The organism is Rhodococcus sp. P4_E4 (assembly GCF_056401575.1).
Map to the genome: position 1 here is coordinate 445103 of NZ_JBFUJB010000001.1, position 25553 is coordinate 470655.

A 25553-nucleotide genomic window follows, 5' to 3' on the forward strand; every position below is an offset into this window, starting at 1 on the left:
GGTTGTGGAACTTCTGTTCTTGTAACGATACTGATGGTCTTGTTTCTATCGGGAGGTTTCGTGAGTAGCGATACGACGCTCGAACAGTCCACGTGGACCATCCGACAGATCTGGATGCTGACGGTCGCGTGCTGCGCCGTCGCGCTGGTCGTCGCAGCGATGGCCGCTCTCAACACGGCCCTTCCCGACTTGGCCCGCGATACCGGTGCAACACAGAGCCAGCTCACGTGGATCGTGGACGGGTACACGCTCACGCTGGCTTGTCTCTTGTTGCCGGCGGGCGCACTCGGCGATCGATACGGTCGACGAGAACTGCTCATGTTCGGACTACTCGTTTTTGCTGCCGGCTCGTCGATTCCGGTCTTCGCGGACGAACCGTCGTGGATCATCGTCTCCCGCGTGATCTCCGGCGTCGGCGCCGCATTTGTCATGCCGGCGACGCTGTCTCTACTCACTGCAGGTTTCCCGCCGGCGCAGCGTGCCCGTGCCGTCGGAGTCTGGTCCGGCGTCGCAGGGTCCGGTGCAATCGCCGGACTCGTCGTCTCCGGGCTACTCCTCGAAAAATGGTCCTGGCATTCGATTTTCGTCAGCCTGGCCGTCGTCTCGGTCCTCATCCTCGTGGTGTCGTTCACGATCGTGACGTCGAAGGACACGGAGGCAACTCCACTCGATCTACCTGGTACAGCGCTGATCGCCGGCTCGATCGGACTGTTCGTCCTGGGGATGATCGAGGCGCCGGCCCGTGGTTGGCTCGATCCGGTAGTTCTCGCGTTGCTGGTCGGCGGAATTGCCATGGCCGCGGTATTCAGCTGGGTCGAATTACGTACTCGCCATCCACTTCTGGACGTGAGACTGTTCGCCAATCGCGCATTCGGCAGCGGCGCAGCGTCACTGACCCTGCAATTCCTGGCGACTTTCGGCTTGTTCTTCCTGATCGTGCAGTATCTCCAACTGGTGCTCGACTACTCCCCACTGCAATCGGCGCTCGCCCTCATGCCGATCGCTGTGCCAGTGATGGCGTTGTCCGTGGTTGCGCCCCTACTGATTCCGCGTATCGGCCTTCGCGCTCTCACCGCCACCGGTGTTGCCTTCCTCGGAACCGGAATTGCACTCTTGACGCGCTTGGACGCCAGTTCGACCTACGCCGAGGTCTGTGTCCCCTTGGTAGTAGCCGCTATCGGATTGGGCTTGTCGACAACCCCCGCCACTGCTGCGATCGTCTCCAACGCACCAGACTCCAAACAGGGTGTTGCCTCAGCAGTCAACGACGCAACCCGTGAGATCGGCTCTGCCATCGGCGTTGCACTGGCGGGAAGTATCCTCGCCGCCGGCTATGGCAATCACGTCCAGCCCGCGGTCGACTTGCTGCCCGAACCCGCCAAGGAACCGGTATCCGGTTCTCTGGCCGCCGCTCTCCATGTCGCCGAAGCAGCCGGACCGCAGGGTGCCCAGTTGGCCGAATTCGCCCGTGAAGCCTTCATCAAAGGCATGGATCAAGGAGCACTCACGCTCGCCGCGATCATGTGGGTATCCGCGATCGTTCTGGGATTCTGGGCTCCGGGTCGTCAGCGAGACTGACCGCCTCGTCGGTATGCCGGGGCCTTGGTCGTCTGCTCCGATTGCAGAGTCTGCAGGAGGGGCATCGACCGGAGCGGCACCACAACCGAGAGAACCATGACGCTGGTCGACCGGGTGGCTATCCCCGACCGATTCAGTTCGAGCAGCGTCGCTTGCAAATCCTCGTGCGACGCAGCGGCAATCCGGCACAGCACGTCGCCGGAGCCTGTGGTGGCAAAGGCTTCGAGCACACCGGGGATTGCCTCGAGTTCCGCGGTGACGGTGTCGAGCGCCCCCTGGGCGATCTGCAAAGTCACGAATGCTTGTACTCCGAAACCCGCTGCAGCCAAATTGATGTGTGGCGCGTATCCGGCGATGACGCCCGCATCTTCCATCCTTTTCAATCTCGCCTGCACTGTCGCCCGCGCCACCTTGACCTGACGCGAAAGCTCCAACGCACCGGCCCTCGGGTGCTTGTTCATCGCGTCCAACAGAGCCAGATCCACTGCGTCGAGATTCACGTCCGCTCCACCCGTCGTTCAACTATGCAAATTGCCTACAAAACAGTGCCACCATCTTCGCATTCCGGCGCTGTGTCTACTTTCAACTACCTCCGTTGACTACCCAACCTCTGAAGGACTTATCTGTTTGTACTGGCAGTGCCGAACATAACTCGAGCACCGCGCTGTGTACATCGCACTCAGAGGGGACTCATCATGACCGTCGAACAGACTCTCACCGACGACGAACAGCTGGCCGGCCTGGATCTGGAGCAATTGCGCCAGTTGGTCGGCTTGGTCGAGTACGACAGCGATCACGATCCCTTCCCCGTGAGCGGTTGGGACGGCCTCGAATGGATCGTCGGAAATGCCACGCAGACTTCACATTTCTTCCAGTCCGCGTTCGGCATGGAATTGGTGGCCTATTCAGGCCCGTCGACGGGAAACCGCGACCACCACGCGTTTGTACTCAAAAGCGGGGCCGTGCGGTTTGTCGTCAAGGGCGCTGTGGATCCGGCAAGTCCGCTGATCGAACATCACAGCCGTCACGGCGACGGTATCCGCGACATCGCGCTCAGCGTCCCTGACGTGGACAAGTGCATCGCACACGCCATCACCCAAGGCGCGACGGTGTTGAGCGAACCGCACGACGTCACCGACGAGCACGGCACCGTTCGCCTGGCCAGCATCGCGACGTACGGCGAGACTCGGCACACCCTCGTCGACCGTTCCCGCTACACCGGCCCTTACCTTCCCGGATACGTCGAACGGACGTCGTCGTACCGCAAGCGTGACGGCGCGCCCAAGCGAATCTTTCAGGCCCTCGACCACGTCGTCGGCAATGTCGAACTCGGCAAGATGGACCAGTGGGTCGGCTTCTACAACCGGGTCATGGGATTCACCAACATGGCCGAGTTCGTGGGCGGCGACATAGCCACCGACTACTCCGCGCTGATGAGCAAGGTCGTCTCGAGCGGCAATCACCGAGTCAAGTTCCCACTCAACGAACCTGCCATCGCGAAGAAGCGGTCACAGATCGACGAGTACCTCGAGTTCTACCAAGGTCCCGGCGCTCAGCATCTCGCACTTGCGACCAACGACATCCTCGGAGCAGTCGACGCTCTGGTCGACGAAGGAATCGAGTTTCTCTCCACTCCTGCTTCGTATTACGAGGATCCCGAACTGCGCGCGCGTATCGGAGAGGTTCGAGTTCCGATCGAGGAATTGCAGAAGCGAGGCATCCTCGTCGACCGCGACGAGGACGGCTATCTTCTTCAGATCTTCACCAAGCCGATCGGAGATCGTCCCACCGTGTTCTTCGAGATCATCGAACGCCACGGCTCACTGGGATTCGGACTGGGAAACTTCAAAGCCCTGTTCGAAGCGATCGAGCGTGAGCAGGCCGCGCGGGGCAACTTCTGAGGCAGGTCAGCTGTTTTCGGTCCACGCCCAGACCACCGCGGGTCGCCCGGTGGCACTGACCCGGACTCGTTCGTCCGTACGTTCCAGCCCTGGCAACGCTTTGAGCGTCCGGTTCAAGTTGCCCGGGTCCGGACGCACACCGGAAAGCTCCTCCGCCACGGCCAGCGCGTACGACGCCGGAAACGACGGACCCAGTAGTGCACGCGTGAAAGCCTGATCTCGCCACAACAGGGTGTCAGCAAGGATCGGGCGGGTATCGGCGACTATCCGATTGTGGTCGAACGCAAGGTCTCCCGGGTTGTCCCAGCTCACCCATTCGGCCGAACCCGGCACCTCGTCCGACGAGATCACTGCCCACATGGTCACCGAGAGCGTCGGACCGCGGGGGTCGCGATTGGGTTCGTCGAACACGGTCAATTGACCGCTGACGAGGATCTTCTCGTCGGGAATTCCGAGCTTGGTGGTCACGGCTCGCCTGGCGGCGTCCTGCAACCGCTCACCGGCGCCCAGCAGTACACCGGGCAGCGCCAACTGCCCGGTGTACGGCTCCGCTTGCCGCGGAGTGACGGCAAATCGCAACATCCCGGGTTCCGGATTGCCGAACCGGAGCGCGATGACATCGATCGAGACAAGTGACTGGTCCACACCGTCCATCATGCAGGCACTGGGCATCGCACCTGACGATCGACCCGGTCGGCACCGTTCGCGGTCAGCACTACCGGCGCACCCATTTCCTCGCTCAGATACCGGGCGAAATCCTCCGGGTCGGCCGGAAGTTCCTTGGGCACGACCCCTACGGCTTTCAGGGAATCTGTCAGCGCCTGCTGGTGATCGAGATCCTTCCACTCTCCGACGGGAACGAACGGCAATCCTTCGTACGCGTGCACCCCGTGGATCGGGATGCCTGCAGCCCGCGCGCGATCCATCGCGTCGAGATGAGTAAGCGCTAAGCCGTCGACGCCACCGCTCACCTCGATTGCGTAGTGCAACAACAACTCGTCGAAGTGACCCGTCCGGAATCCGCCTTGATACTCACCCGTCCCGTTGTGCAGCTCGGGCAACACCTTCGCCAGCTCCGGATCCTCCGTCGGGAACGGCCCAGCTCCGTGTCGTGTCATGTACGTGCGGGTGACGCCGAGTACGTAACTGTCCCGGCCCAACTCGTCGATCATCGCTCGCGCGTTGGACGGCTCGACCGTCGACCACGTGGTGTGTGGGTGAAACCCCCGCCATTCGTCGAGAAGGACACCTTGTGCCCCCTCGAACACCAGACGACCACCGGCACCCAACGCGCCCAGCGCATCCGGGTCGGAGATGTCCACGACGGCACCGAATTCCGCGTACATGTCGACCATGTCGTCGATCGGCGGAAAACCGTGGCGACTCTCCGCGATCAACGGTCCGTAGAATGTGGCCAACGCCGACAACTTACGACGCAAGGACTCAGGTCGCCGGCAGTCTCCCACCGTCGGCGCATCGGCAACTTCGAGCGCATACGCCGCGGTCTCACCGATCCCCTTGCCACACGAGCCGTGTCGGTTACCGCCGCGAGCATCCTCACGGGCCCTGTTGGCGGCCACGTGGATCGGTGTCGTCAACAGTGCGCGCGCGTCGATCCGTATCAGGTCGAACGGATTTCGAACTCCGAGCGCTTCCAGTGCACGTGCTTCCCGTGCGAGCGCGATGGGTTCGACCAACACGAATCTCGAGAGAAACGTCGGGACGCCGGACAGCGTTCCCGAGCCGAACTGCGAAAACGTGTGGTGGCGCTCGCCGACCGTCACGTTGTGCGCTGCCTGTGCCCCACCGTTGAAGCGGACCACTGCGGCCACATCCAGATCGGCTCGATCGGAGCAAAGCCAATCGACGGTTGCCCCCTTCCCTGCATCTCCGAACCCGAGGTCTACGACGACGATATCGCGGTCTTCGAACGGCTCCATCATGTTCTCCTTCTAGGCGAAATCGACATCGTCCGTGCCGGTTCCGAGATCGTGGGGCAACCCGGCCACCGTCGCGGTGCTGCGCCTTGGAATCAGAGCGAGAGCCTTGCCGACAGTCTCGGCTTCAGCTCTTGAACCGATGTCGCGGAGATCCGCCAGTCCGTCACGCAGGTCGATGCGGTCCTCGCCGATTCCGACCGTCAGCGCGATCAGTTCGCACACCGCGGCGGGATCGTCGAGTTTGACGAAGCGTTCACCGAGCAACGTCTTCCAGTGATCCGCGATTTCCGGATCGTTGAAGTACGACGACTGATCGGGCAGAACGAAGTAGACATTCCATCTTTCTTCGAGTTCACGGTAGATCGACGGAACCGATACGTCCTGACGTACCTTGTCCCCGATCACCGAACGGATGTGACGAGCCGAGAGCCGCGGCTTGTTCAGCTCGTCACCGATGATGAAGAGGTAGCCTTTCCTTCCACGCTTCTCCCAGGCATCCGTACTGGTGTGACGTGCTATGAAATATGCTGCCAATTCATAGCTTTCCGACTTCTGTCCACCACCGTTGCCCTCGAGGAAGATCGTCCGAAGCTGCTCGTCCATCGCGTTACCCGACTCGAACTGACCGACTTGTAGTGGCACCTGATCGGAATCGGCGTCGCCGATACCACCGAACAGGATCTGCGGATCATCCGCATATCCCTTGCGTTGCAGTAGCCCGTGCAGCTTTCCGAGCTTGTCCTGCATGATTCGAGGAACAGCGCCCATCGAGCCGGTGACATCGAAAAGCACTGCTATCGGGAGAGAATCGGGGTGCCCGTCCGAGTCTCGGCATTCACGCTTGTCGACGCCGAAGGGGTCGAGGGTCGGGTCCGCTTTCCAACTGCTTCGCGGACGCGACCGAAGCGAATCGGTGTAACCGAAATCGTCGACACCGCGTGCGGCACGAAAAGTCTTGCCCGCCAAATAGGTGTTGTCGTCCCAGTATCCGTAGCCCATGACAATCACTGTCCTTTCGTGGATGGAACGGCGAACGGACGAAATGTCCGCTGGCCATAGAGAAGATCGAGGAGTTCGTCGAACTCGCCAAGTAGGTCGACCGCGTCGGGACGCAATCTCGGGTTGTCCTGCATGCAGCCGTCGGCAAACGCCTTCATCCGTTCGTGGGCCTGCTCGCCCAGCATTCGGAGCATCAAATGATGAGCCATGTAGACGTCCCAGGCCGGAGACGCTTCTTCGCCGAGTTCCGGTGGGTACGAATCACGATCGGAACCGATCGTCGCCACCGGGCGGCTGCCCGTACGGGTGGCAAAGGACCAGCCGACCAGCACCACCCCGTGCCGGTCAGGCTCGATAAGCACGTTCTCCGCGGTAATCGCGGTGTGCACCCAACCAGTCGTATGCGCTGCTGCCAGAGCCCGAAGTAGCCGTCGGTGCATCCACGCCCAGTCCCGTGGATCGAGGCCACCTGGATACGCCTCACGGACGTCGGCGAGACTCACAAAACCTTCGGTCAGATCGTCCAGCACATCGATCTGACGTCTCGTGCCGCTGCCGACATGGGTGATTTGATCGATCAATCGCGGGAAGTACGAGACTGCCCAACCGGCTTCGCACGAATTCTCGATGTCCGTCAACACATTCCGTTCGGCCTCGATCATCGAGTTCGCCCGAGGGTTTCGCGGAATCTTCAGTACGACACCGGCATCGGACCGGTACAGGTTAGCGACCGAGCCGCGCGCTACCAGTCCACCCAACGTGTACTCGCCCCGCTCGCCGACATAAACGGGTCGAGAATCTGCCGGTTCGAACTCCGCTGCCCAACTGCGGTAAAGCTCGTTCAACCGAGATGTTGCGGCCGAGTATCGCACCCGATCTTCGGGCTTCGCCCGGTCCGGATGGATGGCGGAGGCGAGCCGATGAAAACGACGCTTTGCAGCGCGACGGGTGTCGAGATCGCTGGAGTCTCCCCCGAACACATCGGCCGAAACTCGTGCCGCCTCGACGATTTCAAGTGCCGTGCTGATCGTTTTCATAGTTTTAGTCTAACTGACTAAAACGAAGACGGCAAGAATGCGTATTACATCCGAGTACATGCGCATCACATCAGGACACGGCAATCACCTGGCGGCACCGAGGGCTGAAACAGCTTTGCGTAGCTCGATCACTGCCGGACTGCTGTCGCCCTCGCGGGTACACAGATCGATCGAACACTGCTCGATGTCGGAAATGCGCACGAAACTGATATCCGAGCGGGTGTAGTACTCGGCAATGGTTGCTGCCGTTATCACCACCGCCCGACCGTTGGCGACAACCTCGAGCGCTTCGTCCATCGTGCGGACCGAGGGACCGTACCGGACGGGTACACCACTCGGGCGCGGGTCCACCGACCACCATTTCACCCATTCGGGTGGTGCGCCGTCACTCGAAACCTGCACAGTCCCATCTATTTCAGAAATCTCGATGCTCGCGCGACCCGCCAGTTGGTGCCCTCGAGGCAGAGCCACCACCCGCGGTTCGACGCCTATCCGTTCGAGCACCACACCGTCGAGCACCGGCAGCGGCGGTCGCACGAATGCCGCGTCGACGGTCGCGCTCGCCACCGCCGAAACCTGTTGGGACCAATCCAACTGGACGAGCTCCACCTCCGCATGCAACGAATCGATCACCGCACGCCCCAAACTCCCGGCAGCCCCGTTGATGAATCCGATCCGCAACCGCCTGGCCCGCCGACGCTCGAGTGCGTCGAGACCGTTCATCGCGCGAACGGCAAACTCGAGAGCGGGCCGCGCATCCGCGACGAACACCTCACCCGCGGCGGTGAGCACCACCGGATGCGAACTGCGATCGACCAACTCGACTCCCACCTGCTCCTCGAGTCGACGAATCTGCTGACTGAGGGCGGGCGCGGTGACGAACAGCCGGTCTGCCGCTCGCCCGAAGTGCCCTTCCGCCACGACGACGAGCAACGAGGACACCAAACGCAGATTCAGATCTTCGCCTCTTCTCGCCTTCTTCATTACCGTCCATTCGGTTGTTTTCGGCCCGCCGCTCGACTTAAAGTGACGACCATCACGGTATCTGAACAGCGGAGTTAAGCAAACTGGCAATTCTCGAACGAAGATCTACATGTACAGCGAATGCCTCGCCAGGTCACAGTTGTCGCAGATCCGGACAGCCCGCCGAATCTGCGAAACCAGGAGATGTGATGAGCAAGTACGAGCACGAATTCGTCCACATGATGGATGGCGTCGAAAAGCAATTGGAAACCATCGACAATCCGCGGCACCAGAAGATCCTCCGTAACTACCGACGCCACGCGTTGCTCGAGGTCTCCGGCCGCTACAAGGAAATCCTCTCGCCGGACATGACCGTCGAAGAACCCGTCTACCGGTTGTTCGAAGACGGCCAGTCGATTGTCCTCGACGGCATGGACGCCGTCACCAACTTCTACCAGTCACTCGCCGAGACGGACACCCTTGTCATGTGGACCGGGAAGTCCGACTTCGCGGTATCGGACAGCGGGTTCTCGGGTGAGACACTCTTCAGTCAATTCGTTCCTGGATCGATCCTCGGAGACGGGGTGTTCGGCGCGGTGCACGAATCGGGCGGATCCACGTCCGCAGCCCCCGAACAGTCGTCGGGCATCGACTCCGACGGTTGGTATCTCGTGCGTCGGACCTTGGCATTCGTCTGGCCGTACGACGAGCAGGGCCGACTCATCGGTGAGCACGTCTACGAAGATTCTGCTTCGAAAGTCGTCACCAAGGTGGACCCGAGCGAGGTCATCACGGCAGCGCGCGCAGCCGAACTGCTTGCCCCACTGCTCGAAACGCACCTGCCGTGAGCGCGCCCGTAGCCATTGTCACCGGCGCAGCGGCCGGGTTGGGCGCCGCTATTGCCGAGCGGCTTGCCGAGGACTTCGGCACCCTGCTTCTACTCGACATCGAAGAGGCTGCACTCGCCGACACCGCAGCACGCCTGGAAAGCCTTGGCGTCGATCGGTGCCCGCTTGGGCGGTGACATGCTCGCGCACTACGGACCGTCGAAGGCCGCCGTGATCGAGATGAGTCACAGCGTCGCCCGGATCGGCGCGACTCGAGGGCTCCGTTCGAACACGGTCATGCCCGGGCTGATCCTCACCGACATGTGGCTGCGAACCATCAAGGAACTGCGTCGGCGCGATGCTGCACTAGCGGGCGTTTCCGATGCTGATGTCTTCGATTCTTTTGTTGCCCAAATGGTTCCGATGGGTCGAGCCCAGACGCCCGGAGACATCGCCGAGATGGTCGCGTTCTTGCTCAGCGACAAGGCTCGCAACGTCACCGGGCAGACGATTGCCGTCGACGGCGGCGCCGTGATGACCTGATCGAGTCGATGGCGGTCAGCCCCAGCGCGACTGACCGCCGTCGAGCGGGATCGTGGCACCCGTCAGGTAACCGGCGTCTTCACTGACGAGGAAGACGACGGCACGACCGATGTCGGTCTCGGGATCTCCGACGCGTCCCAGCGGGATACCCGCGACAAAAGCCGCCGCCTCTTCCGGATTCTTGTCCATCCACCACTGCAACGCGGGGGTCTTGGCGTGCGGGGCGACGTTGAGAACGCGGATGTTGTCCTTGCCCCATTCGCAGGCGGCAGCGCGGGTCAACGAGCGCATGCCTTCCTTGATGGAACCGTAAGCGCCGTAGTTACTCGCATCCCAGCGCACGGCTGCCGAGGTGACCATGTTGATGATGACGCCACCGCCACGACTGTTCATGTGCGGGTACGACGCCTGCATCATGCGCAGGGTGGCGAGTGGGCCCGTCGCGAAAGAACGCTCGAAGTCTTCGTCCAGCACGCTCAAGAGCGGGCCTGGCTTGCAGTCGTTGGCGTTGTTGACCAGGATGTCGATTCCGCCGAACAGTTCGACGGTTCGGTCCACGGCCGCCGTGATGTCGTCCTTCTTGCTGACGTCACAAACCACGGCCTCACCGCGCGCACCGATGTCAGCGAGTAGTCCGCAGGTGGTGTGCAACTTGGATTCGGTGCGACCGGCAACGGCGATCACGGCGCCCTCTTTGGCCAAGGCCAGGGCAATCCCCTGCCCGATTCCCTGACCCGCACCCGTGATGAGTGCAACTTTGCCTTCGAGGTTGCCCATGTGACTACTCCAATGTCTGTCGACGCAGAGGTCCCTTTGCGGGAAGGACCGGTCGATTCTGGTGACTGCCGCCGTTTGTCGTCTACACTCGACCTACAAAACAACCAAGCACTTGCTTGACCCTAAGGTGTGCGACCACGTCGCGTCAATCACATTGGGCGGCAATTCAGCTCGGCACCGCACCAGGAAGGCTCCACCGTGACACTGCCCAACCCCGTCGATTTCAGCGGACGCTCGGTGATCGTCACCGGCGGCACCAAAGGCATCGGCTATGTCATCGCCGAAACCTTCCTCGCCGCGGGTGCGAACGTGCTGGTCTGTGGCCGTAACGAGCCCGAAAACCTACCCACCGCCGACGGCCGTAGCGCAGCCTTTCGCGCCACGGACGTCCGCGATCCCGCCGACGCCGCAGCCCTCGTCCAGGATGCCGTCGAGCGCTTCGGCCGTCTGGACGTCCTGGTCAACAACGCCGGCGGCTCCCCCGATGCCGATGCTGCGACGGTGTCACCCCGCTTCGTCGAGAAGATCGTGGCCCTGAACCTGTTGGCACCCTTCAACGTTGCCCAGGCCGCCAACGCAGTGATGCAGACTCAGGACGACGGCGGTGCCATCATCAACATCGGCAGTGTCTCGGCAATCGATCCGCAGCCCGGAACCGCGGCGTACAGCGCAGCCAAGGCCGGCCTCCTCGTTCTGACCAAGGCATTGGCCCTCGAATGGGCGCCGAAGGTCCGGATCAACCACATCACCACCGGCCTGATCCGTACCGAGGCTGCCGCCGAGGTCTACGGCGCCGACGGCGGCGCGGCGGTCACCAGGACCATTCCGATGGAGCGCATGGCCGTCCCGGCCGATATCGCCAACTCCTGCCTGTTCCTGGCGAGCCCACTCTCCTCGTACGTCAACGGCGCCGACATCGCCGTTCACGGCGGCGGTGAATACCCGGCTCGCTACATGGCGACCCATCAGGACTGAACACAAGCACAGAGCAGCCCCTGAGCGAATTCGCTCAGGGGCTGCTTCTTCGTGCAAACAACTGCGGGGCGCGACAAGGGGTCAAGCACCCCGCAGTTGAGCCTGGAGGGACTAGCGAGCGGAGAAGCTCACTCGTGCACCGGAAATCGCTACCTGATCACCCTTGGTGACCTGGAAGGCCAGGTCGTCGGGAGTTCCCCACGCAACGATGGACGGCGACTCACCCGGATGGATCGCCGCAGCGAATCGGCCCTCGAGACTGACAAGATCAGCCGGATGCACTCCGGCGACCCGAGCAAGCTCGAGTGTGCTGGCGGCCAACGTGCACAGCCCGTGCATGATCGGACGCGGCTGGTTGATCCGCGCCGCAGCCTCGGGATCGATGTGGATGTGGTGCTTGTCGCCCAGGAGCCGGTACATCGCCGTCTGGTTCTCCGCTGTGGTCAGCACACCGGTCAGCGAAGGCTCACCGGTCGGCTCCGCCGGACGTGAGGGTCCACGTTCTCCGCCGAATCCGCCGGCACCGGGAGCAAAAAGTGACCAGGTCGCGACGAAGTATTCGCACTCCACCTTCACTTCGAAAACGGCCGCAGCACCCTTGTCCCACACCTCGCCGACCGAAGCCTTCAACGTCACCTCACCGCTACGCGGAAGCGGAGCAAGCACTTTCAACTCTTGCGAGCCGTGCAGTGCCGTCGAGGTGTCGAAGGCGCCCGCCGAACCCAGAGCGTCGGGAGCCCACTGTGCCAGCGTCAGAGCAAAAGTCGGCAGTACCCGAAGCTGATCCTCGAAGACGAGGTCCAGTTCGGTTGCCTTGGCGCCCACGGCGAGTGCGTACAAGATCGCGTCGCGCTCGGTGTACGCCACGGTGCGGGTGCCGAGATCGGCTCCGCGCCAATCGCCGGCGGTCTTCGCAGCTTCCGAAGTTGTCACTGTCATTTCCTCTCTTAAACAGCGCCTAGAACGAGACCGCTGGTGGGCACTGCCGTTCCGGCTGTGACCAAGACGTTTTCGACGCCATCGGGCTGATTGGTCGACGTTCCTCGGACCAGTCGCACACCTTCGGCAATTCCGTTGACGCCGTGCAGGTATGCCTCGCCGACCTGACCACCGTGAGTGTTGGACGGCAAGCGTCCACCGATCTCGAGGTTGCCTTCGCGAATGAAGTCCTTGGCTTCGCCTGGCTTGCAGAAGCCCAGTTCTTCGAGCTGCGGAAGCACCAACGGGGTGAAGTGGTCGTACAGAATCGCGGCGTTGATGTCATCAGGGGTCAGGCCGCTCTGGCCGTACAACTGACGAGCAACCAGGCCCATCTCCGGGATACCCGAGATGTCAGGACGGTAGTAGCTGGTCATCATGTGCTGATCCTTGCTACTGCCCTGAGCGGCGCCCTTGATGATGACGGGCTTGTTGGCCAGATCCTTTGCACGCTCGGCAGAGACGATGACCAATGCCTGGCCGCCGTCGGTTTCCTGGCAGCAGTCGAGCAGGTGCAGAGGCTCGGCGATCCAGCGCGAGTTCTGATGGTCCTCGAGTGTGATCGGACGCTCGTAGAACCAGGCAGCCGGGTTGTTGGCGGCATGCTTGCGCGCCACCACTGCAACTCGTCCGAAGTCCTCACTCGTCGCACCGTACTGGTGCATGTAGCGGCGGGCGAACATGGCGACCCACTGAGCGGGAGTCGACAATCCCTGCGGAGTCATCCACGCATATGCCGCGCGATCCGCGGTGCTGTCCATGGGTCGATCGTGCTGCCCAAGGCCGTAGCGCACACCGGAGCGCTCGTTGAAGGCGCGGTAACAAACCACGACGTCGGCAACACCCGTCGCAACTGCCATGGCCGCCTGCTGCACGGTGGCACACGCGGCGCCGCCGCCGTAGTGAATGCGCGAGAAGAACTTCAGCTCGCCGAGGCCACAGTTGCGAGCCACAATGGCTTCGCCGTTCGTCTCCGACGTGTAGGTGGACAGACCGTCGACCTCGGACGGATCGATACCGGCGTCAGCGAGTGCCGCGACGATGGCCTCACACGCCAACTGCAGTTCGGTGCGGCCGGAGTTCTTGGAGAACTCGGTGGATCCGATGCCGACGATGGCGGCGGCTCCCGAGAGCGGGCTGATCGCCATCAGAGCCTCTCCTCTTCCTTGAAAGCGACTGCGACGGTGCCGGATGCATGGTTGCCGAGGCTGTTTGCACCCTGCACCTTGACCACGACCACTCCGTCTTCCTTGGACACGACCTCACCGGTCATCGTCATGGTGTCACCCGGGTAGTTGGGCGCCCCGAGACGAATGGCGATGCGGCGCAGGGTCGATGCAGATCCGGCCCAGTCCGTGACGTATCGTCCGACAAGACCGTTGCTCGTGAGGATGTTCATGAAGACGTCCTTGGAGCCGCGCTCCTGGGCCAGGCTCGGATCGTGGTGCACGTCCTGGAAATCGCGGGTGGCGATTGCGGTGGCGACGATCAACGTGCGGGTCAACGGGATCGCCAACTCGGGCAATGCCTCTCCGACAACGACGTCTGCGTAACTGCGACCGGCAAGTACGGTCATGCGAGCACCTCCACACCGGATGCGAGCTGCGCACCCAGACGCGCGAGATCGGAGCTGGAACCGCCGAGGGTGGCAGCAATCTGCTTGCCCCACAAGAGGTGACGGTGAACCGGGTAGTCGGTGTCGACGCCCATACCGCCGTGGACATGCGTGGTGCGATGCACGACGCGCTGTCCGCCGTCGGTTGCCCACCACTTGGCGACCAGTACCGAGGTGCCGAGATCCAATCCCTCGGAGATACGCCAGGCGGCCTGCCACAGTGTCACCCTCATCGCTTCGAGATCGATGTAGCAGTCAGCGAGTTGATGATTGACGGCCTGGAAGGTCGCCAGCGGACGGCCGAACTGCTTGCGGCCGTTCAGGTACGTGACAGCCTGCGCGACTGCACCCGAGCCGACACCCCATTGAATTGCGGCCAACGCCAGTTCAACTCGGTCGATCAGCCACGGAACCGTCGTACCATCGGCCGCACCGATCAGCTGCGCGGGGGCACCGGCAAAGGTGACGTTGGCACAGATCTCCCAGTTGGTGGACTGTGTCTGTTCGAGCGTCACTCCTTCGGCGCTCAGATCCACAAGCAGCAGTGCCGTACCGGTGGAAGCGGTTGCCGAAACGAGAGCAAGGTTTGCGACGTGAGTCATCGGCACTACTGCCTTCTCACCCGTCACGGTCCAGTTGCCGTCGGCGTCCTGCTCGGCCGTGGTCAGTGGGTCGCCGCCCGTGTACGGACCGAACTCTTCGAGACCGACGGTCAGGAATCGACTGCCGTCGGCAACACTCGGAAGGAGCTCGGCACGAAGGGAATCGGAGCCGAATTCATTGACAGCCAATGCCGCAAGGGTCGTTTCCCAGATCGGCACGGCCGCAACGTGACGGCCCTGCTCCTCCAGCAGTGCGTACAGCTCGGACAAGCCGAGTCCGCCGCCGCCGAACTCCTCGGGCAGGGCGATACCGAGCAGGCCGGTGGTCGCGAGTTCTCGCCACAGTTCACGGTCGACACGCTCGGCGGAGAGTTCGATCTCCTTGGTGCGCTCGATCGTTGCCTTGCTGGTGAAGACCTCGTCGGCCAGTGAGCGAATCGCGTCCTGCTCTTCGCTGAAATTGAAGTCCATCAGTGCTCCTCGCGTGCGGCCGGCCGGAACGCAGGAAGCGTCAAATCCGGGTCGGCGTCGATCCAGTCAAGTTCCACGGGCATGTCGACCACGACATCTTCGGGCGCGATACCCACCATGTTGGCGATCAATCGGGTTCCCTCTTCGAGTTCGATTACCGCAACGATGAGCGGATAGTCGAACGCGTCGATCTTGGGGTGATGATTGACCACGAAGCTGTACACCGTGCCACGCCCCGACGCGTCGATCGTGTCCCACTCGAGTGACTGGCACTCGCCGCACATCGGGCCGGTGGGATGACGCAACGTCTTGCAGGACGTGCAGCGCTGGATCACCAGACGGTGCTCCTTGGCCGCTTCGAACCAGAAAGCATTGTCCGCGTTGAGAGCCGGACGCGGACGCAATGCGCGCGGAGCCTCCGGGGCCTTGGCTTCCTGCGGCTTGAATCGCAGTGTCCGCCACCGCTGGGTGCCGACAACTTCGTCGTCGCCGTTGCGGTACGTCTTGAGCGTCGTCACGAAGTGTCCGACGCCGAGTCCGGTCTTCTTTTCAGGGGAAATCGACTCGATGACCTCGGTGTAGTTCACGCGATCGCCTGGGCGCAGTTCGGCGAAGAACTCCTGATCGGAATCGGTGGCGACGACGGAACTGTAGCCCGCAGCGTCGAGGGTGGCGATCAGATCGGTCCACACCTGTGACGGGTCGTTGCCCGCCATCTTGTCGGTGAACGTCCGCATGATCCAAACCTGAAGCATCTGAGCGGGAGCGACGACGCCGTCACGGCCGGTGGCGCGGGCAGCTTCGTCGTCGAGGTAGACGGGGTTGGTATCGCCCATGGTCTCGACCCAATGCCGGATCATGGGGATGTTGACCTCGTCGGGTCCCCAGGTGGTGGGAACAAGCGTCTGGCCGACAAAAGCGTCGAGTTGCGCCGAAATGTCGCTCACTTGACCCTCTTTTCGCGAACGAGTCCCAAGCCGATGGTGCCGACCATGTCACGCAGAACCTCGTTGACGCCGCCGCCGAAGGTATTGACAACACCCTGACGGGAGATCTGCTCGATCTGACCGGCAAGCAAAGCGCCCGGAGACTCGGGGCGGATGCGTCCGGCGGAGCCGAGAATTCCGAGCAGGGTGCGGTAGACGTCGACGTGAGTCTCGGTCCCGTACGTCTTGGTAGCGCCGGCGTCGGCTCCGGAGAGCGTGTCCTGTGCGACGGCTGCCGTCATCTTCCAGTTCAGCAGTCGCATGGCCTCGAGCTTGGCGTGTGTACGAGCGAAGTCCTGCTGCACCCACGGGATGTTGATGGCACCGTTTTCCTTGGCCCAGTCCAGAACCAGGTTCCACAGACCGTAAGTGCGACCACCGATGGCCGCCAAGCCGATTCGCTCGTGATTGAGCTGAGCCGTGATGAGCTGCCAGCCGCCGTTGACCTCGCCGACAACGTCCTTCGACGGAACACGAATGCCGGAGTAGTACGTCGACGTCACCATCAAACCGCCGACGGTGTTGATCGGTGACCACTCGAAGCCTGCGTCCTCCGTGGGGACGATCAGGATCGAGATGCCCTTGTGCTTGGGGGCGTCCGCGTCGGTGCGGCAGGCCAGCCACACGTAGTCGGCAGTGTTTGCGCCACTGGTGAAGATCTTGTTGCCGTCGACGATCCACTCGTCACCGTCGAGAACCGCACGAGTCTTGAGTGATGCGAGGTCGGTGCCGGCCTCGGGCTCGGTGTAGCCGATGGCGAAGACGATGTCGCCGGCAAGAATGCCGGGCAGGAATCGTTCCTTCTGCTCTTCGGTGCCGTACTTCATCAACGTCGGTCCGACGGTATTGACCGTCACGAAGGGGAACGGCAATCCCGCGCGCTGAACCTCGTCGAAGAACACGAACTGTTCTTCGATGGAGCGGCCCTGTCCACCGAATTCCTTGGGCCAACCGATGCCGAGCCAGCCGTCCTTACCCAGCAACTTCACGATCTCGCGGAAGTACTCGCCGCCCACACCTTGCTCGCCGGCCGCGCGACGCTTCTCTTCCGGCAGCAGCGCCGCGAAGTACGCGCGCAACTCCTTGCGGAGCTCCTGCTGCTCGGGCGATTCCCTCAGATCCATCGCTGTTTCTCCTATGGCATTCATGGCTGGCAACTCTTGGTCTGGACGCTAACCAGATGCCCAGGTGGGCGCTGTGAATGTCTCGTTGAGCGGGAAGCCGAAACATGAGCGGCGTCACATAGGGTGAGATATGCGCATGGACTCCTCGGATCGCGTCGCTCTCACCGACTTGGCCGCCAGGTATGCACAGGCCGTCGACCGCCGAAACACCACCGCGCTTGCGGCTCTCTTCACTGACGACGTGGCATTCGTCTTGCCGCCGGCATTGAACGGAACGGATGCGCCGACGGAGATACGTGGGAACACCGTCGTCAGCAGTTCGGTGGTCGACGCCGTCTCACATCTGCACTCGACCCGGCACATCGTCGAGCAGCAGATCCTCGACCTCGACAGCCCCACCACCGCGCACGGTGAGGCCTACTGCTCCGCTCACCACATCTATCCGCGGGGCGAGGGCCACCGGGACAACCGGATCGAGATTCGTTATCAGGACAGCTTCGAAAAGGTCGACGGCACCTGGTTGTTCTCGCGTCGTGAATTGGTAGTCGATTTTGCCGAGGACGTTCCGGTCATCCTGCTCGGACAATAGGTACAGGAAAAAATCGCGATGATTCTGTATCTCCTCACGGGAGGTTTACCGGGCTAGCGTTCAGCAACTGTCACGCCATCTCGGCGTGACGTTCGGCTATGTCTTGGAGATTCACATGTCACGCTCGCGCACCAGAAGATTCCTCGCTGCCTTCGCAGTGGCCGCCGTCGCAGTCGGAACCGTCGCAGCGTGCTCGAGCGACAGTTCCTCCGATGAGAACGCGCCCCTTCGCATCGTCGCTTCTTCGGTTCCGCACGCCGAGATCTTGAAGTTCGTCGAAGATAAGGGCCTGCTCGGCGACACCAAGATCGAGGTCAGCGAGATCACCGGCGACCTCGACGCCAACGAGGTGCTCGAAGCGGGCGACACCGACGCCAACTTCTTCCAGCACGTGCCGTACCAGGAATCGTGGTCGAAGGAAAAGGGTGTCGACGACCTGGTCGCCGTGGCGAAGGTCCACGTCGAGCCCCTCGGTGCATATTCCAAGAAGGTCACCAACGTGGCCGACCTGCGCCAGGGCGCAACGGTCGCGTTGTCCAACAACGTGACGAACTTCGCCCGTGGGCTGTACCTGCTGCAGCAGGCCGGTTTGATCAAGCTCGATCAGCAGTTGGGCGCCCCCGGCACCGACATCACGCAGATCAGCGAGAAGAACATCATCGACAACCCCAAGGGACTCACGTTCACCCAGGTCGATCCCCCGCAGCTTCCGCGCACTCTCGACGACGGAAATGTCGATCTCGCAATCATCAACGGCAACTACGCAATCGAAGGCGGCCTCAATCCCGCCAAGGACGCACTGGTGCTCGAGAAGGCCGAGGGCAACCCGTACGCCAACGTCCTGACCGTTCGCACCTCCCTCGAAAACGATGCGCGAGTGCAGAAGTTGGCCGAGGCATTGACGTCCACCGACGTCGCGACGTTCATCGAGCAGACCTACCAGGGCTCGGTCATTCCGGCCAGCGCTACCTGATCGAGACCCGTCATGGTCTTCTCGATCGAATCGGTCTCCAAGGAATACGGCAGCGGCACAAAAGTTCTGCATGCACTCGATTCCGTGTCGCTGAAAATCGAAGACGGCGAAATCTTCGGCATCATCGGCAAAAGCGGCGCCGGTAAATCGACTCTGCTGCGCTGCCTCAACCTGCTCGAACGCCCGACCAGTGGCCGGATTCTGTTGGGCGACACCGATCTGACCGCGTTGAGCCCGGCGCAGTTGCGCGATGCACGCAAGCGGATCGGTGTCGTGTTCCAGCATTTCAACCTGCTGCACTCCCGCTCGGTCGCCGCCAACATCGCCTTTCCTCTCGAAGTGGCGGGGTACTCGCGGGCAGATCGCCGTGCCCGCGTCGACGAGCTGATCGAGTTGGTCGGCCTGGAAGACCGACGTGACGCCTTCCCTTCGCAACTGTCCGGCGGACAGAAACAACGGGTCGGGATCGCGAGGGCCTTGGCGGCTTCTCCCGATGTCCTCCTGTGCGACGAAGCCACGAGCGCCCTCGACTCGGATACGACCGATTCGATCCTCGACCTGCTCGCCGACCTCAATCGACGTCTGGGTGTGACCATCGTTCTGATCACCCACGAGCTCAACGTGGTTCGACGGATCTGTCACCGCGCCGCCCTGATCGACCAGGGACGCATCGTCGACGAGGGAACGCTCACCGAACTGGTTGCGGACCCGGACTCACCCCTCGGCGAGGCGCTACTGCCGACCGGAACGGTGCGAACGTCCCCGACCGGAATTCCGGCACTCCTCACCTTTGTCGATTCGCTGTCGACCTCGCCCGTGATTTCCCAACTCTCGCGTGATCTCGATGTCGACGTCACCGTGATCTCCGGCGGTATCGAGGACATCGGAGCCCATCAGGTCGGCCGCCTTCGCGTGGAGTTCGCCTCGCACACCGGACTCGCCAACGACGAAGAGACAAGAAAGTCTGTCGAAGAACATCTTTCGCAGCGCGGAGTGAAGGTGACGTTCTCATGAACAAGACGTCCTGGCAGGATTCCCTGGGCGAAGCATGGGAAGCCCTACTCGACACGCTCTACATGGTCGGCGTCTCGTTCGTGCTCACCGTGATCATCGGTATCGCCCTCGGCGTTCTGTTGCACGCGAGCGCGCCCGACGGAATCCGTCCGAACCGCGTTCTCAATTCGGTACTGGGCACCGTGGTGAACATCGGCCGTTCGCTGCCGTTCGTCATTCTGTTGGTCCTCCTCATCCCGGCGACGCGGGCGATCGTCGGAACAGCACTCGGGGCGACGGCAGCGATCGTCCCGCTGACCATCGGCTCGGTGCCCTTCTTCGCTCGCGTGGTCGAGAACGCACTGCGTGAGGTCGATTCCGGACGCGTCGAAGCAGCACGATCCATGGGCGCCACCGACAAGGACATCATCGTCAAAGTGCTACTGCCCGAATCAGTTCCGGGATTGATAGCCGGAGCAACCCTGACGGCGGTGATGCTGATCGGTTTCTCGGCCATGGCAGGCGCCATCGGCGCCGGCGGTCTCGGCGACTTCGCGATCAAGTACGGCTACCAACGATTCAACACCCCGGTGTTGTTCGTCGCTGTCGTGATCTTGATCGTGTTGGTTCAGGCGATCCAGTCGACCGGCGATCTCGTAGTTCGTTCGATGGCCCACAAGCGGTAACCGATCAGCTCGACACCATCGCGATCGCAGTTCGCAGGCCTCGCCGCTTACCGGTCTGCGGATCGACGCCGAAGACTTCCTTGATTCCGCCGCGGATGCGGAACTTCAACTCCGAGTGCGTCTCCGGAGCATCGTCCTGGGACGCGGAGAGAAACCTGTTGGGCAGCGACAACTTCCAGATGGTCCGCAACGTCAATCCGTACTGCTTCCACAGCGGCCCGGTGGTGTACGGGAGGTCGTACTTGTCACACAAGTCCCGCAGCGGCACCGCGATTTCCGAGTACCGATTGCTCGGCAGGTCAGGGAAGCAGTGATGCTCGATCTGGTAGCAGAGGTTGCCGCTCATGAAGGCCATGACGGGACCGGCATGAAAGTTGGCGGACCCCAGCATCTGTCGTAAGTACCACTGAGCGCGGGATTCGTTCTCGAATTCCTCGAGCGTGAACTTCTCGGCACCGTCGGGGAAGTGCCCGCAGAAGATGACGGCGTAACTCCAATAGTTGCGGATGAGATTTGCAACGGCGTTGGCCGTCAACGTGGTCTTCCACGCCGGGCCGGTCAGGGCGGGGAACAGGATGTAATCCTTCGCCACCTGACGCGCGATCTTCTTTCCGACGTCCTTGGCCATCTCCGATTTCTCGGACCACTTCACCTCGCCCTTGCGAAGCTTGTCGGTCTCGAGGTGATGCAGTGCGACGCCCCACTCGAAGAGGGTCGCCAGCACGAAATTCGTGATCGGTTGGAAGAGATAGTCGGCGTGCCACTTCTGATCGCGCGTGACGCGCATGATGCCGTAGCCGACATCGTTGTCGAGGCCGACGATGTTGGTGAACTTGTGATGAGTGAAGTTGTGCGAGTGCTTCCATCCCGAGGACGGGCAGGTGTTGTCCCACTCCCAGTTGCTCGAGTGAATCTCGGGATCGTTCATCCAGTCCCACTGACCGTGGATGATGTTGTGGCCGAGTTCCATGTTCTCGATGATCTTGCCGACCCCAAGCAGCGCAGTCCCCAGAATCCAGGCAGGCTTCTTCTTGCTGGCGAACAAGACGATGCGGCCGGCCACCATCAGAGAGCGTTGAAACGCGATCGTCCGCTGGATGTATCGAGCATCGTGCGCGCCGCGCTTCTCCTCGATGTCGAGCCGAATGGCGTCCAACTCGCGCCCGAGCGCTTCGACGTCTTCCTCGGTGAGATGGGCATATTCCTTGATGTCGGTGATCGCCACAGTGTTTCTCCGTATCGGTTTTCTCCGTGCCGCAGGACTGGTCCGTCGGGCGGTACCCCTGGGAGCCGGTGCGGAAACGTCAGCCCCGATATTCATGTGCGTCTTCACGCAATCTATGCCAAAGTCGATATACGTGAGCCCCGAAAACAAGATCACCATCCGCACCGCTACCGAGAGCGACTGGCCGGCTCTCCAACTACTCGACTCGGTGGGGTTCGGTTTTCACCCGTCTCCCGCGGTCAGCGAACTGACGAAGGCGCTCTACAAGCCCGAGGACATCATCCTCGCCGTCGACGGTGACCTACCCGTCGGCGTGGCCATCGAAATCGACATGGAATTCACCGTGCCCGGCGGACGCCAGCTCCCCACGCGTGGGATCACCTGGGTATCCGTCGCACCGACTCACCGTCGCCGTGGCGTCCTACGCTCGATGTTCACTGCACTTCACGCCCACATCGAGTCGACCGGAGCACCACTTGCCGCCCTGACGGCCAGCGAGGCCGGCATCTACAACCGCTTCGGATACGGCCCGGCCACCTTCAGCGAGGGCATCACCCTCGATCGCCGCTTCGCGCGGTTCCGCCCCGAGGTGCCCGACAACGGTGGCGTGTCGATCGTCGACGTCAAAGCTGCCTCGACGCTTCTACCCGAGATCTACGATCGCTGGCGACTGCTGACACCCGGCGCTCAATTGCGTCCGCAACCGCTCTGGGACCACATGTTCGCCGACCCGTCCGAGGATCGTGACGGCGCCTCCGGACTGTTCTTTCTGACACACGCGGACGGATACATCGCTTACCGGCACACGAACGAGGGCCGCGACAGCATCGCCCGGATCGACGAGTTCGTCACCATCACCGAAGACGCGCACGCGGCGCTGTGGCGCACGATCTGCGGCCTCGACCTCGTCACCCGGATCGAGACACGCCAACATCCTGCCGATCCACTCCGGCTGATGCTGACGGACTACCGTCTTGCCCGGACGACGACGCGCTCCGATCGACTGTGGCTGCGCATCATGGACGTGCCCGCGGCTCTCGAGGCTCGCGAATATGCTGCTGACCTGGACACCGTCATCAAGGTCGAAGATCCGTTCCTGAAGGCCGGCGGAACTTTTGCACTTCAGGTCAAGGGTGGCAAGGCCACCTGTACGGCCACTGACGCGGAGCCCGCGATCACGATGCCCTCTGATGTCCTGAGCAGCTTGTACCTGGGCGAGCACCAGGCCAAGACCTTCGCGGCGGCGCACCGACTCCACGCGTCCGATCCGCGGGAGATCCGGAATTTCGACTTCGCTTTCAACGCAGAGAAGCCCGCAATTCTCGGGTACGGATTCTGATGATCTTGCCGACACGGGCATCGACGATTTGTGCCGTCGGTCGTATTCAGGGTTAGCCTCGAACAATGGCGTTTGTCGAAAAGATGGTCAATAGGCTTCCTGAGCGGGTTCTCGTGCGCGTCCTGCCGCACGCAGAAATGCTCAAGTTCCTGGTGGTCGGCGGCATCGCCTTCATCGTCACCACGGTGCTGTTCTTCGGCATCAAGTGGACGGTTCTGCCTCAGCACCCGGTGACGGCCAACATCCTTGCGGTCCTGATCGCGACGGTTCTGTCCTACGTCCTTAACCGCGAATGGTCGTTTGCTCAGCGCGGTGGTCGACAGCGCCATCACGAGGCCGCTCTGTTCTTCATCGTCGCGGGTATCGGTTTGGCCATCAACCAGGTACCTCTCTGGACCTCCAGGTACGTGTTCCACCTGCGTCAACCCGAGGTGTCGGTGTTGATGGAGAACTTCGCGGACTTCATCAGCGGATCGATCATCGGGACCCTGCTGGCGACGGCCTTCCGCTGGTGGGCCATGCGTCGGTACGTCTTCCCCGAAGAAGCCACCGACAGCCAGGTCGTTCTCGACATCGAAGCGACTCCCGGCACCAAGACGCCGACAACCGACGCCACCGCCCTCGACTGACTTCCCGGATCGACGCACCCGATCGCTCGCGCTTCGTGGGCGCGATGGTCCTGAACGGGCTGGCCCATCCCTGATCAGACGAAGGACTACGCTCCGAGCCCCAGCCGCTTCGAGCATTCAGCCATTTCGTCGATGATCAATTCCATCGACGTGCCACGACGGCTCGCGGACAACACGATTCGATCGGCTCCCAACCCGCGTGCCCAGTCGAGTTTCGCTTCGTCGAGTCTGGGCAGTGTCGCACCGAGTACCAGCGATACGTCGGCAGGATCTCGATCTGCCTTCACCGCAGCCGCTTTCATCGCCGCTACAGCCTTGTCGAGATCTTCACCGGCCAGTCCCAGCGGCTGGAAACCATCACCCAACCGGCCTGCTCGCCGAGCAGCAGCGAGACTGTGTCCACCGATGTAGAGCGGAACTCCGGATTCGCGGTGCGGCTTCGGCCAGCTGTACGCACCCTTGAACGAGAAGTAATCGCCGTCGAAATCGACTGCTTCCTTGCCCTCCCAGAGTGAACGCATCACCGCGATGGCCTCATCGGCTACCTTGCCGCGGCGCTCGAAGTCACCGCCGCACGCTTCGATCTCTTCCTTCATCCAGCCCAGACCGAGACAGATGCGCAATCGCCCACCCGAAAGTCGATCCAGCGTCGCCAAGCGCTTGGCAAGCACTACCGGATTGTGGTTGGGAAGCACCAGAACTCCGGTGGACAGACCCAAAGTCGTTGTGGCGCCGGCAACAAATGACAGTAGTTCCAGTGGATCCGGGATGTCACAGTCATCGGGTAGGTGAGATTTTCCGGTCGGAGAGTACGGGTATTCGCTCGCCGTATCCGCGATGACAACCGAGTGTTCCACGGCCGAGATCTCGTCGAAACCCAACGATTCAGCCGCACGGGCGAATTGCAGAATCCAGTCGGGATCTCCACTTCGACCCAATTCGACCGGAACAACTACGCCGAGCTTCATACCGTTTCCTCCAGTGTCGCCATCAATTTCGGACCGTCCACGACGCGACCGAGGAACCGGTCCGCATCCGGATCTGTTGCAAGCCACACCGCAGCAGCGGCGGGCACGGATGCCGGTGTGGCCGCAAATCCGGCTTCCACTATCGCGTCCGCGCCACCACGGGCTTTCCCTGATTCCGTGATGACAAATCCCGGACTCAGGTTGAACGCTTTGACTCCGGCGCCTCGATACTCCGAGTTGATCGCTCCGGCGATACGTCCGAACGACGCCTTCGACGCGGCGTACGACAAACCCCAACCACCCTCGCCGGGAGGCGCAGGCGGATCCAGGGTCGCCGAACCAGATGCGAGGTTGACGACAACCCCGTTGCCGCTCTTGATCATCGACGGCAGTATCACCTGAATCAACGCAAGCTGGTGCAGATAGTTGCCGATCGCCATCGCCTGGGCGTCGTCGATCTCGATGTCGAGCACCCGGTCCATGTTTCCGACCGTCTGGGCGTAGGCGTTGTTCACCAACACGTCGACATGTCCCCACTCCGCCAGCACCCGTTCACCGGCGCCGCGGACGGAGGCCAGATCGAGCAGGTTCATCGGAACGGCCAATGCGCGCACACCGAAGGACTCGATCTCGGCAACCGTCGTCTCCAGGCTGCCGGGTACCGGAATGACCTGCTCCCCCTGCCTCGTTCGCGGGGCCGCCCGCCCTTCGCCTTCACGAACGGTGCGAGCAGTGATTGCAACGTCGAATCCGGCGCGCGCGAATGCCAGCGCGCACTCACGGCCGATCCCCCGGGAAGCGCCGGTAACCAGCGCAACACCACTCATAGGAACCG

28 protein-coding genes are annotated in these 25553 nt (G+C 62.2%); 12 read left to right on the forward strand and 16 right to left on the reverse strand.

Going from position 1 to position 25553, the window contains the following annotated elements:
• Positions 1 to 33 precede the first annotated feature (33 nt).
• Complete coding sequence (locus AC1DVN_RS02160) at positions 34 to 1578, forward strand: MFS transporter (RefSeq protein WP_019745285.1); 1545 nt, start codon at positions 34 to 36, stop codon at positions 1576 to 1578.
• Here the strand turns inward: AC1DVN_RS02160 and AC1DVN_RS02165 are convergent.
• A complete protein-coding gene (locus AC1DVN_RS02165; protein WP_003939810.1) occupies positions 1566 to 2078 on the reverse strand; it encodes an Lrp/AsnC family transcriptional regulator in 513 nt (170 codons plus the stop codon). The two genes, AC1DVN_RS02160 and AC1DVN_RS02165, sit on opposite strands and share 13 nt — an antisense overlap.
• 195 nt (positions 2079 to 2273) lie before the next feature.
• Between AC1DVN_RS02165 and hppD the strand changes: the two genes are divergently transcribed.
• Positions 2274 to 3479: a 4-hydroxyphenylpyruvate dioxygenase gene (gene hppD / locus AC1DVN_RS02170; RefSeq protein WP_477993282.1), complete on the forward strand. Its 1206-nt coding sequence runs from the start codon at positions 2274 to 2276 to the stop codon at positions 3477 to 3479.
• A gap of 6 nt (positions 3480 to 3485) precedes the next feature.
• On the opposite strand, the gene AC1DVN_RS02175 is transcribed toward hppD, so the two are convergent.
• From AC1DVN_RS02175 to AC1DVN_RS02195, 5 genes are all read right to left on the reverse strand, one after another.
• Complete coding sequence (locus tag AC1DVN_RS02175; RefSeq protein ID WP_020909123.1) at positions 3486 to 4136, reverse strand: NUDIX hydrolase; 651 nt, start codon at positions 4134 to 4136, stop codon at positions 3486 to 3488.
• Positions 4133 to 5422 (reverse strand): adenylosuccinate synthetase, encoded by a 1290-nt coding sequence (locus tag AC1DVN_RS02180; protein ID WP_477993286.1) that lies wholly within the window; start codon positions 5420 to 5422, stop codon positions 4133 to 4135. The genes AC1DVN_RS02175 and AC1DVN_RS02180 overlap by 4 nt, the downstream gene beginning before the upstream one ends.
• 9 nt (positions 5423 to 5431) lie before the next feature.
• The gene (locus AC1DVN_RS02185; protein WP_477993288.1) at positions 5432 to 6418 is read right to left on the reverse strand and encodes a hypothetical protein; all 987 of its coding nucleotides are present in this window, start codon (positions 6416 to 6418) and stop codon (positions 5432 to 5434) included.
• Between the two features lie 5 nt (positions 6419 to 6423).
• Complete coding sequence (locus AC1DVN_RS02190) at positions 6424 to 7455, reverse strand: hypothetical protein (RefSeq protein WP_477993290.1); 1032 nt, start codon at positions 7453 to 7455, stop codon at positions 6424 to 6426.
• 84 nt (positions 7456 to 7539) lie between these two features.
• The gene (locus tag AC1DVN_RS02195) at positions 7540 to 8439 is read right to left on the reverse strand and encodes a LysR family transcriptional regulator (RefSeq protein WP_020970785.1); all 900 of its coding nucleotides are present in this window, start codon (positions 8437 to 8439) and stop codon (positions 7540 to 7542) included.
• 188 nt (positions 8440 to 8627) lie between these two features.
• Here AC1DVN_RS02195 and AC1DVN_RS02200 point away from each other — a divergent pair, with 188 nt between their 5' ends.
• Genes AC1DVN_RS02200 through AC1DVN_RS02210 form a run of 3 tightly spaced genes read left to right on the forward strand, consistent with a single transcriptional unit; the run spans position 8628 to position 9788 of the window.
• Positions 8628 to 9266, forward strand: a complete 639-nt coding sequence (locus tag AC1DVN_RS02200) for a hypothetical protein (RefSeq protein ID WP_021345538.1) — start codon at positions 8628 to 8630, stop codon at positions 9264 to 9266.
• Positions 9263 to 9442 carry an SDR family NAD(P)-dependent oxidoreductase gene (locus AC1DVN_RS02205; RefSeq protein ID WP_020909129.1) on the forward strand — a complete coding sequence of 60 codons (180 nt, stop codon included), beginning with the start codon at positions 9263 to 9265 and terminating at the stop codon, positions 9440 to 9442. The genes AC1DVN_RS02200 and AC1DVN_RS02205 overlap by 4 nt, the downstream gene beginning before the upstream one ends.
• A gap of 1 nt (position 9443) precedes the next feature.
• Positions 9444 to 9788, forward strand: a complete 345-nt coding sequence (locus AC1DVN_RS02210; protein WP_019745294.1) for an SDR family NAD(P)-dependent oxidoreductase — start codon at positions 9444 to 9446, stop codon at positions 9786 to 9788.
• 15 nt (positions 9789 to 9803) lie between these two features.
• Here the strand turns inward: AC1DVN_RS02210 and AC1DVN_RS02215 are convergent, their stop codons facing one another.
• Complete coding sequence (locus tag AC1DVN_RS02215) at positions 9804 to 10565, reverse strand: SDR family NAD(P)-dependent oxidoreductase (protein WP_477993293.1); 762 nt, start codon at positions 10563 to 10565, stop codon at positions 9804 to 9806.
• 198 nt (positions 10566 to 10763) lie between these two features.
• On the opposite strand from AC1DVN_RS02215, the gene AC1DVN_RS02220 reads away from it, so the two are divergent.
• A complete protein-coding gene (locus tag AC1DVN_RS02220; RefSeq protein ID WP_003940546.1) occupies positions 10764 to 11540 on the forward strand; it encodes an SDR family oxidoreductase in 777 nt (258 codons plus the stop codon).
• Positions 11541 to 11651: 111 nt separating this feature from the next.
• Here the strand turns inward: AC1DVN_RS02220 and AC1DVN_RS02225 are convergent, their stop codons facing one another.
• Genes AC1DVN_RS02225 through AC1DVN_RS02250 form a run of 6 tightly spaced genes read right to left on the reverse strand, consistent with a single transcriptional unit; the run spans position 11652 to position 17316 of the window.
• On the reverse strand, positions 11652 to 12473 hold the full coding sequence (locus tag AC1DVN_RS02225) for a MaoC/PaaZ C-terminal domain-containing protein (protein WP_477993295.1): 822 nt from the start codon (positions 12471 to 12473) through the stop codon (positions 11652 to 11654).
• 14 nt (positions 12474 to 12487) lie between these two features.
• A complete protein-coding gene (locus AC1DVN_RS02230; RefSeq protein WP_020909132.1) occupies positions 12488 to 13666 on the reverse strand; it encodes a lipid-transfer protein in 1179 nt (392 codons plus the stop codon).
• Positions 13666 to 14094 (reverse strand): MaoC family dehydratase, encoded by a 429-nt coding sequence (locus AC1DVN_RS02235; RefSeq protein ID WP_020909133.1) that lies wholly within the window; start codon positions 14092 to 14094, stop codon positions 13666 to 13668. Before AC1DVN_RS02235 ends, AC1DVN_RS02230 begins: the two co-directional genes overlap by 1 nt.
• Positions 14091 to 15206, reverse strand: coding sequence for an acyl-CoA dehydrogenase family protein (locus AC1DVN_RS02240; protein ID WP_021345543.1), 1116 nt, complete (start codon positions 15204 to 15206; stop codon positions 14091 to 14093). Before AC1DVN_RS02240 ends, AC1DVN_RS02235 begins: the two co-directional genes overlap by 4 nt.
• The gene (locus tag AC1DVN_RS02245) at positions 15206 to 16153 is read right to left on the reverse strand and encodes a bifunctional MaoC family dehydratase N-terminal/OB-fold nucleic acid binding domain-containing protein (RefSeq protein WP_477993297.1); all 948 of its coding nucleotides are present in this window, start codon (positions 16151 to 16153) and stop codon (positions 15206 to 15208) included. Before AC1DVN_RS02245 ends, AC1DVN_RS02240 begins: the two co-directional genes overlap by 1 nt.
• A complete protein-coding gene (locus AC1DVN_RS02250; protein ID WP_020970792.1) occupies positions 16150 to 17316 on the reverse strand; it encodes an acyl-CoA dehydrogenase family protein in 1167 nt (388 codons plus the stop codon). The genes AC1DVN_RS02245 and AC1DVN_RS02250 overlap by 4 nt, the downstream gene beginning before the upstream one ends.
• A gap of 130 nt (positions 17317 to 17446) precedes the next feature.
• On the opposite strand from AC1DVN_RS02250, the gene AC1DVN_RS02255 reads away from it, so the two are divergent.
• The 4 genes from AC1DVN_RS02255 (at position 17447) to AC1DVN_RS02270 (ending at position 20557) form a co-directional block, all read left to right on the forward strand.
• Positions 17447 to 17905, forward strand: a complete 459-nt coding sequence (locus tag AC1DVN_RS02255) for a nuclear transport factor 2 family protein (RefSeq protein ID WP_019745302.1) — start codon at positions 17447 to 17449, stop codon at positions 17903 to 17905.
• 115 nt (positions 17906 to 18020) lie between these two features.
• The gene (locus AC1DVN_RS02260; RefSeq protein WP_378504426.1) at positions 18021 to 18878 is read left to right on the forward strand and encodes a MetQ/NlpA family ABC transporter substrate-binding protein; all 858 of its coding nucleotides are present in this window, start codon (positions 18021 to 18023) and stop codon (positions 18876 to 18878) included.
• A gap of 12 nt (positions 18879 to 18890) precedes the next feature.
• Positions 18891 to 19892 carry a methionine ABC transporter ATP-binding protein gene (locus AC1DVN_RS02265; RefSeq protein WP_020970795.1) on the forward strand — a complete coding sequence of 334 codons (1002 nt, stop codon included), beginning with the start codon at positions 18891 to 18893 and terminating at the stop codon, positions 19890 to 19892.
• Positions 19889 to 20557: a methionine ABC transporter permease gene (locus tag AC1DVN_RS02270; protein ID WP_020909139.1), complete on the forward strand. Its 669-nt coding sequence runs from the start codon at positions 19889 to 19891 to the stop codon at positions 20555 to 20557. Before AC1DVN_RS02265 ends, AC1DVN_RS02270 begins: the two co-directional genes overlap by 4 nt.
• 4 nt (positions 20558 to 20561) lie before the next feature.
• On the opposite strand, the gene AC1DVN_RS02275 is transcribed toward AC1DVN_RS02270, so the two are convergent.
• Complete coding sequence (locus AC1DVN_RS02275) at positions 20562 to 21782, reverse strand: fatty acid desaturase family protein (protein WP_003939858.1); 1221 nt, start codon at positions 21780 to 21782, stop codon at positions 20562 to 20564.
• Between the two features lie 133 nt (positions 21783 to 21915).
• Here AC1DVN_RS02275 and AC1DVN_RS02280 point away from each other — a divergent pair, with 133 nt between their 5' ends.
• Positions 21916 to 23121: an enhanced intracellular survival protein Eis gene (locus AC1DVN_RS02280; protein WP_070795671.1), complete on the forward strand. Its 1206-nt coding sequence runs from the start codon at positions 21916 to 21918 to the stop codon at positions 23119 to 23121.
• 65 nt (positions 23122 to 23186) lie between these two features.
• Complete coding sequence (locus AC1DVN_RS02285; protein WP_003939753.1) at positions 23187 to 23750, forward strand: GtrA family protein; 564 nt, start codon at positions 23187 to 23189, stop codon at positions 23748 to 23750.
• An 86-nt stretch (positions 23751 to 23836) separates the two neighbouring features.
• Here the strand turns inward: AC1DVN_RS02285 and AC1DVN_RS02290 are convergent, their stop codons facing one another.
• Both AC1DVN_RS02290 and AC1DVN_RS02295 read right to left on the reverse strand, forming a co-directional pair.
• A complete protein-coding gene (locus AC1DVN_RS02290) occupies positions 23837 to 24718 on the reverse strand; it encodes an LLM class F420-dependent oxidoreductase (protein WP_477993301.1) in 882 nt (293 codons plus the stop codon).
• Positions 24715 to 25545: an SDR family NAD(P)-dependent oxidoreductase gene (locus AC1DVN_RS02295; protein WP_020970801.1), complete on the reverse strand. Its 831-nt coding sequence runs from the start codon at positions 25543 to 25545 to the stop codon at positions 24715 to 24717. The genes AC1DVN_RS02290 and AC1DVN_RS02295 overlap by 4 nt, the downstream gene beginning before the upstream one ends.
• Positions 25546 to 25553 lie beyond the last annotated feature (8 nt).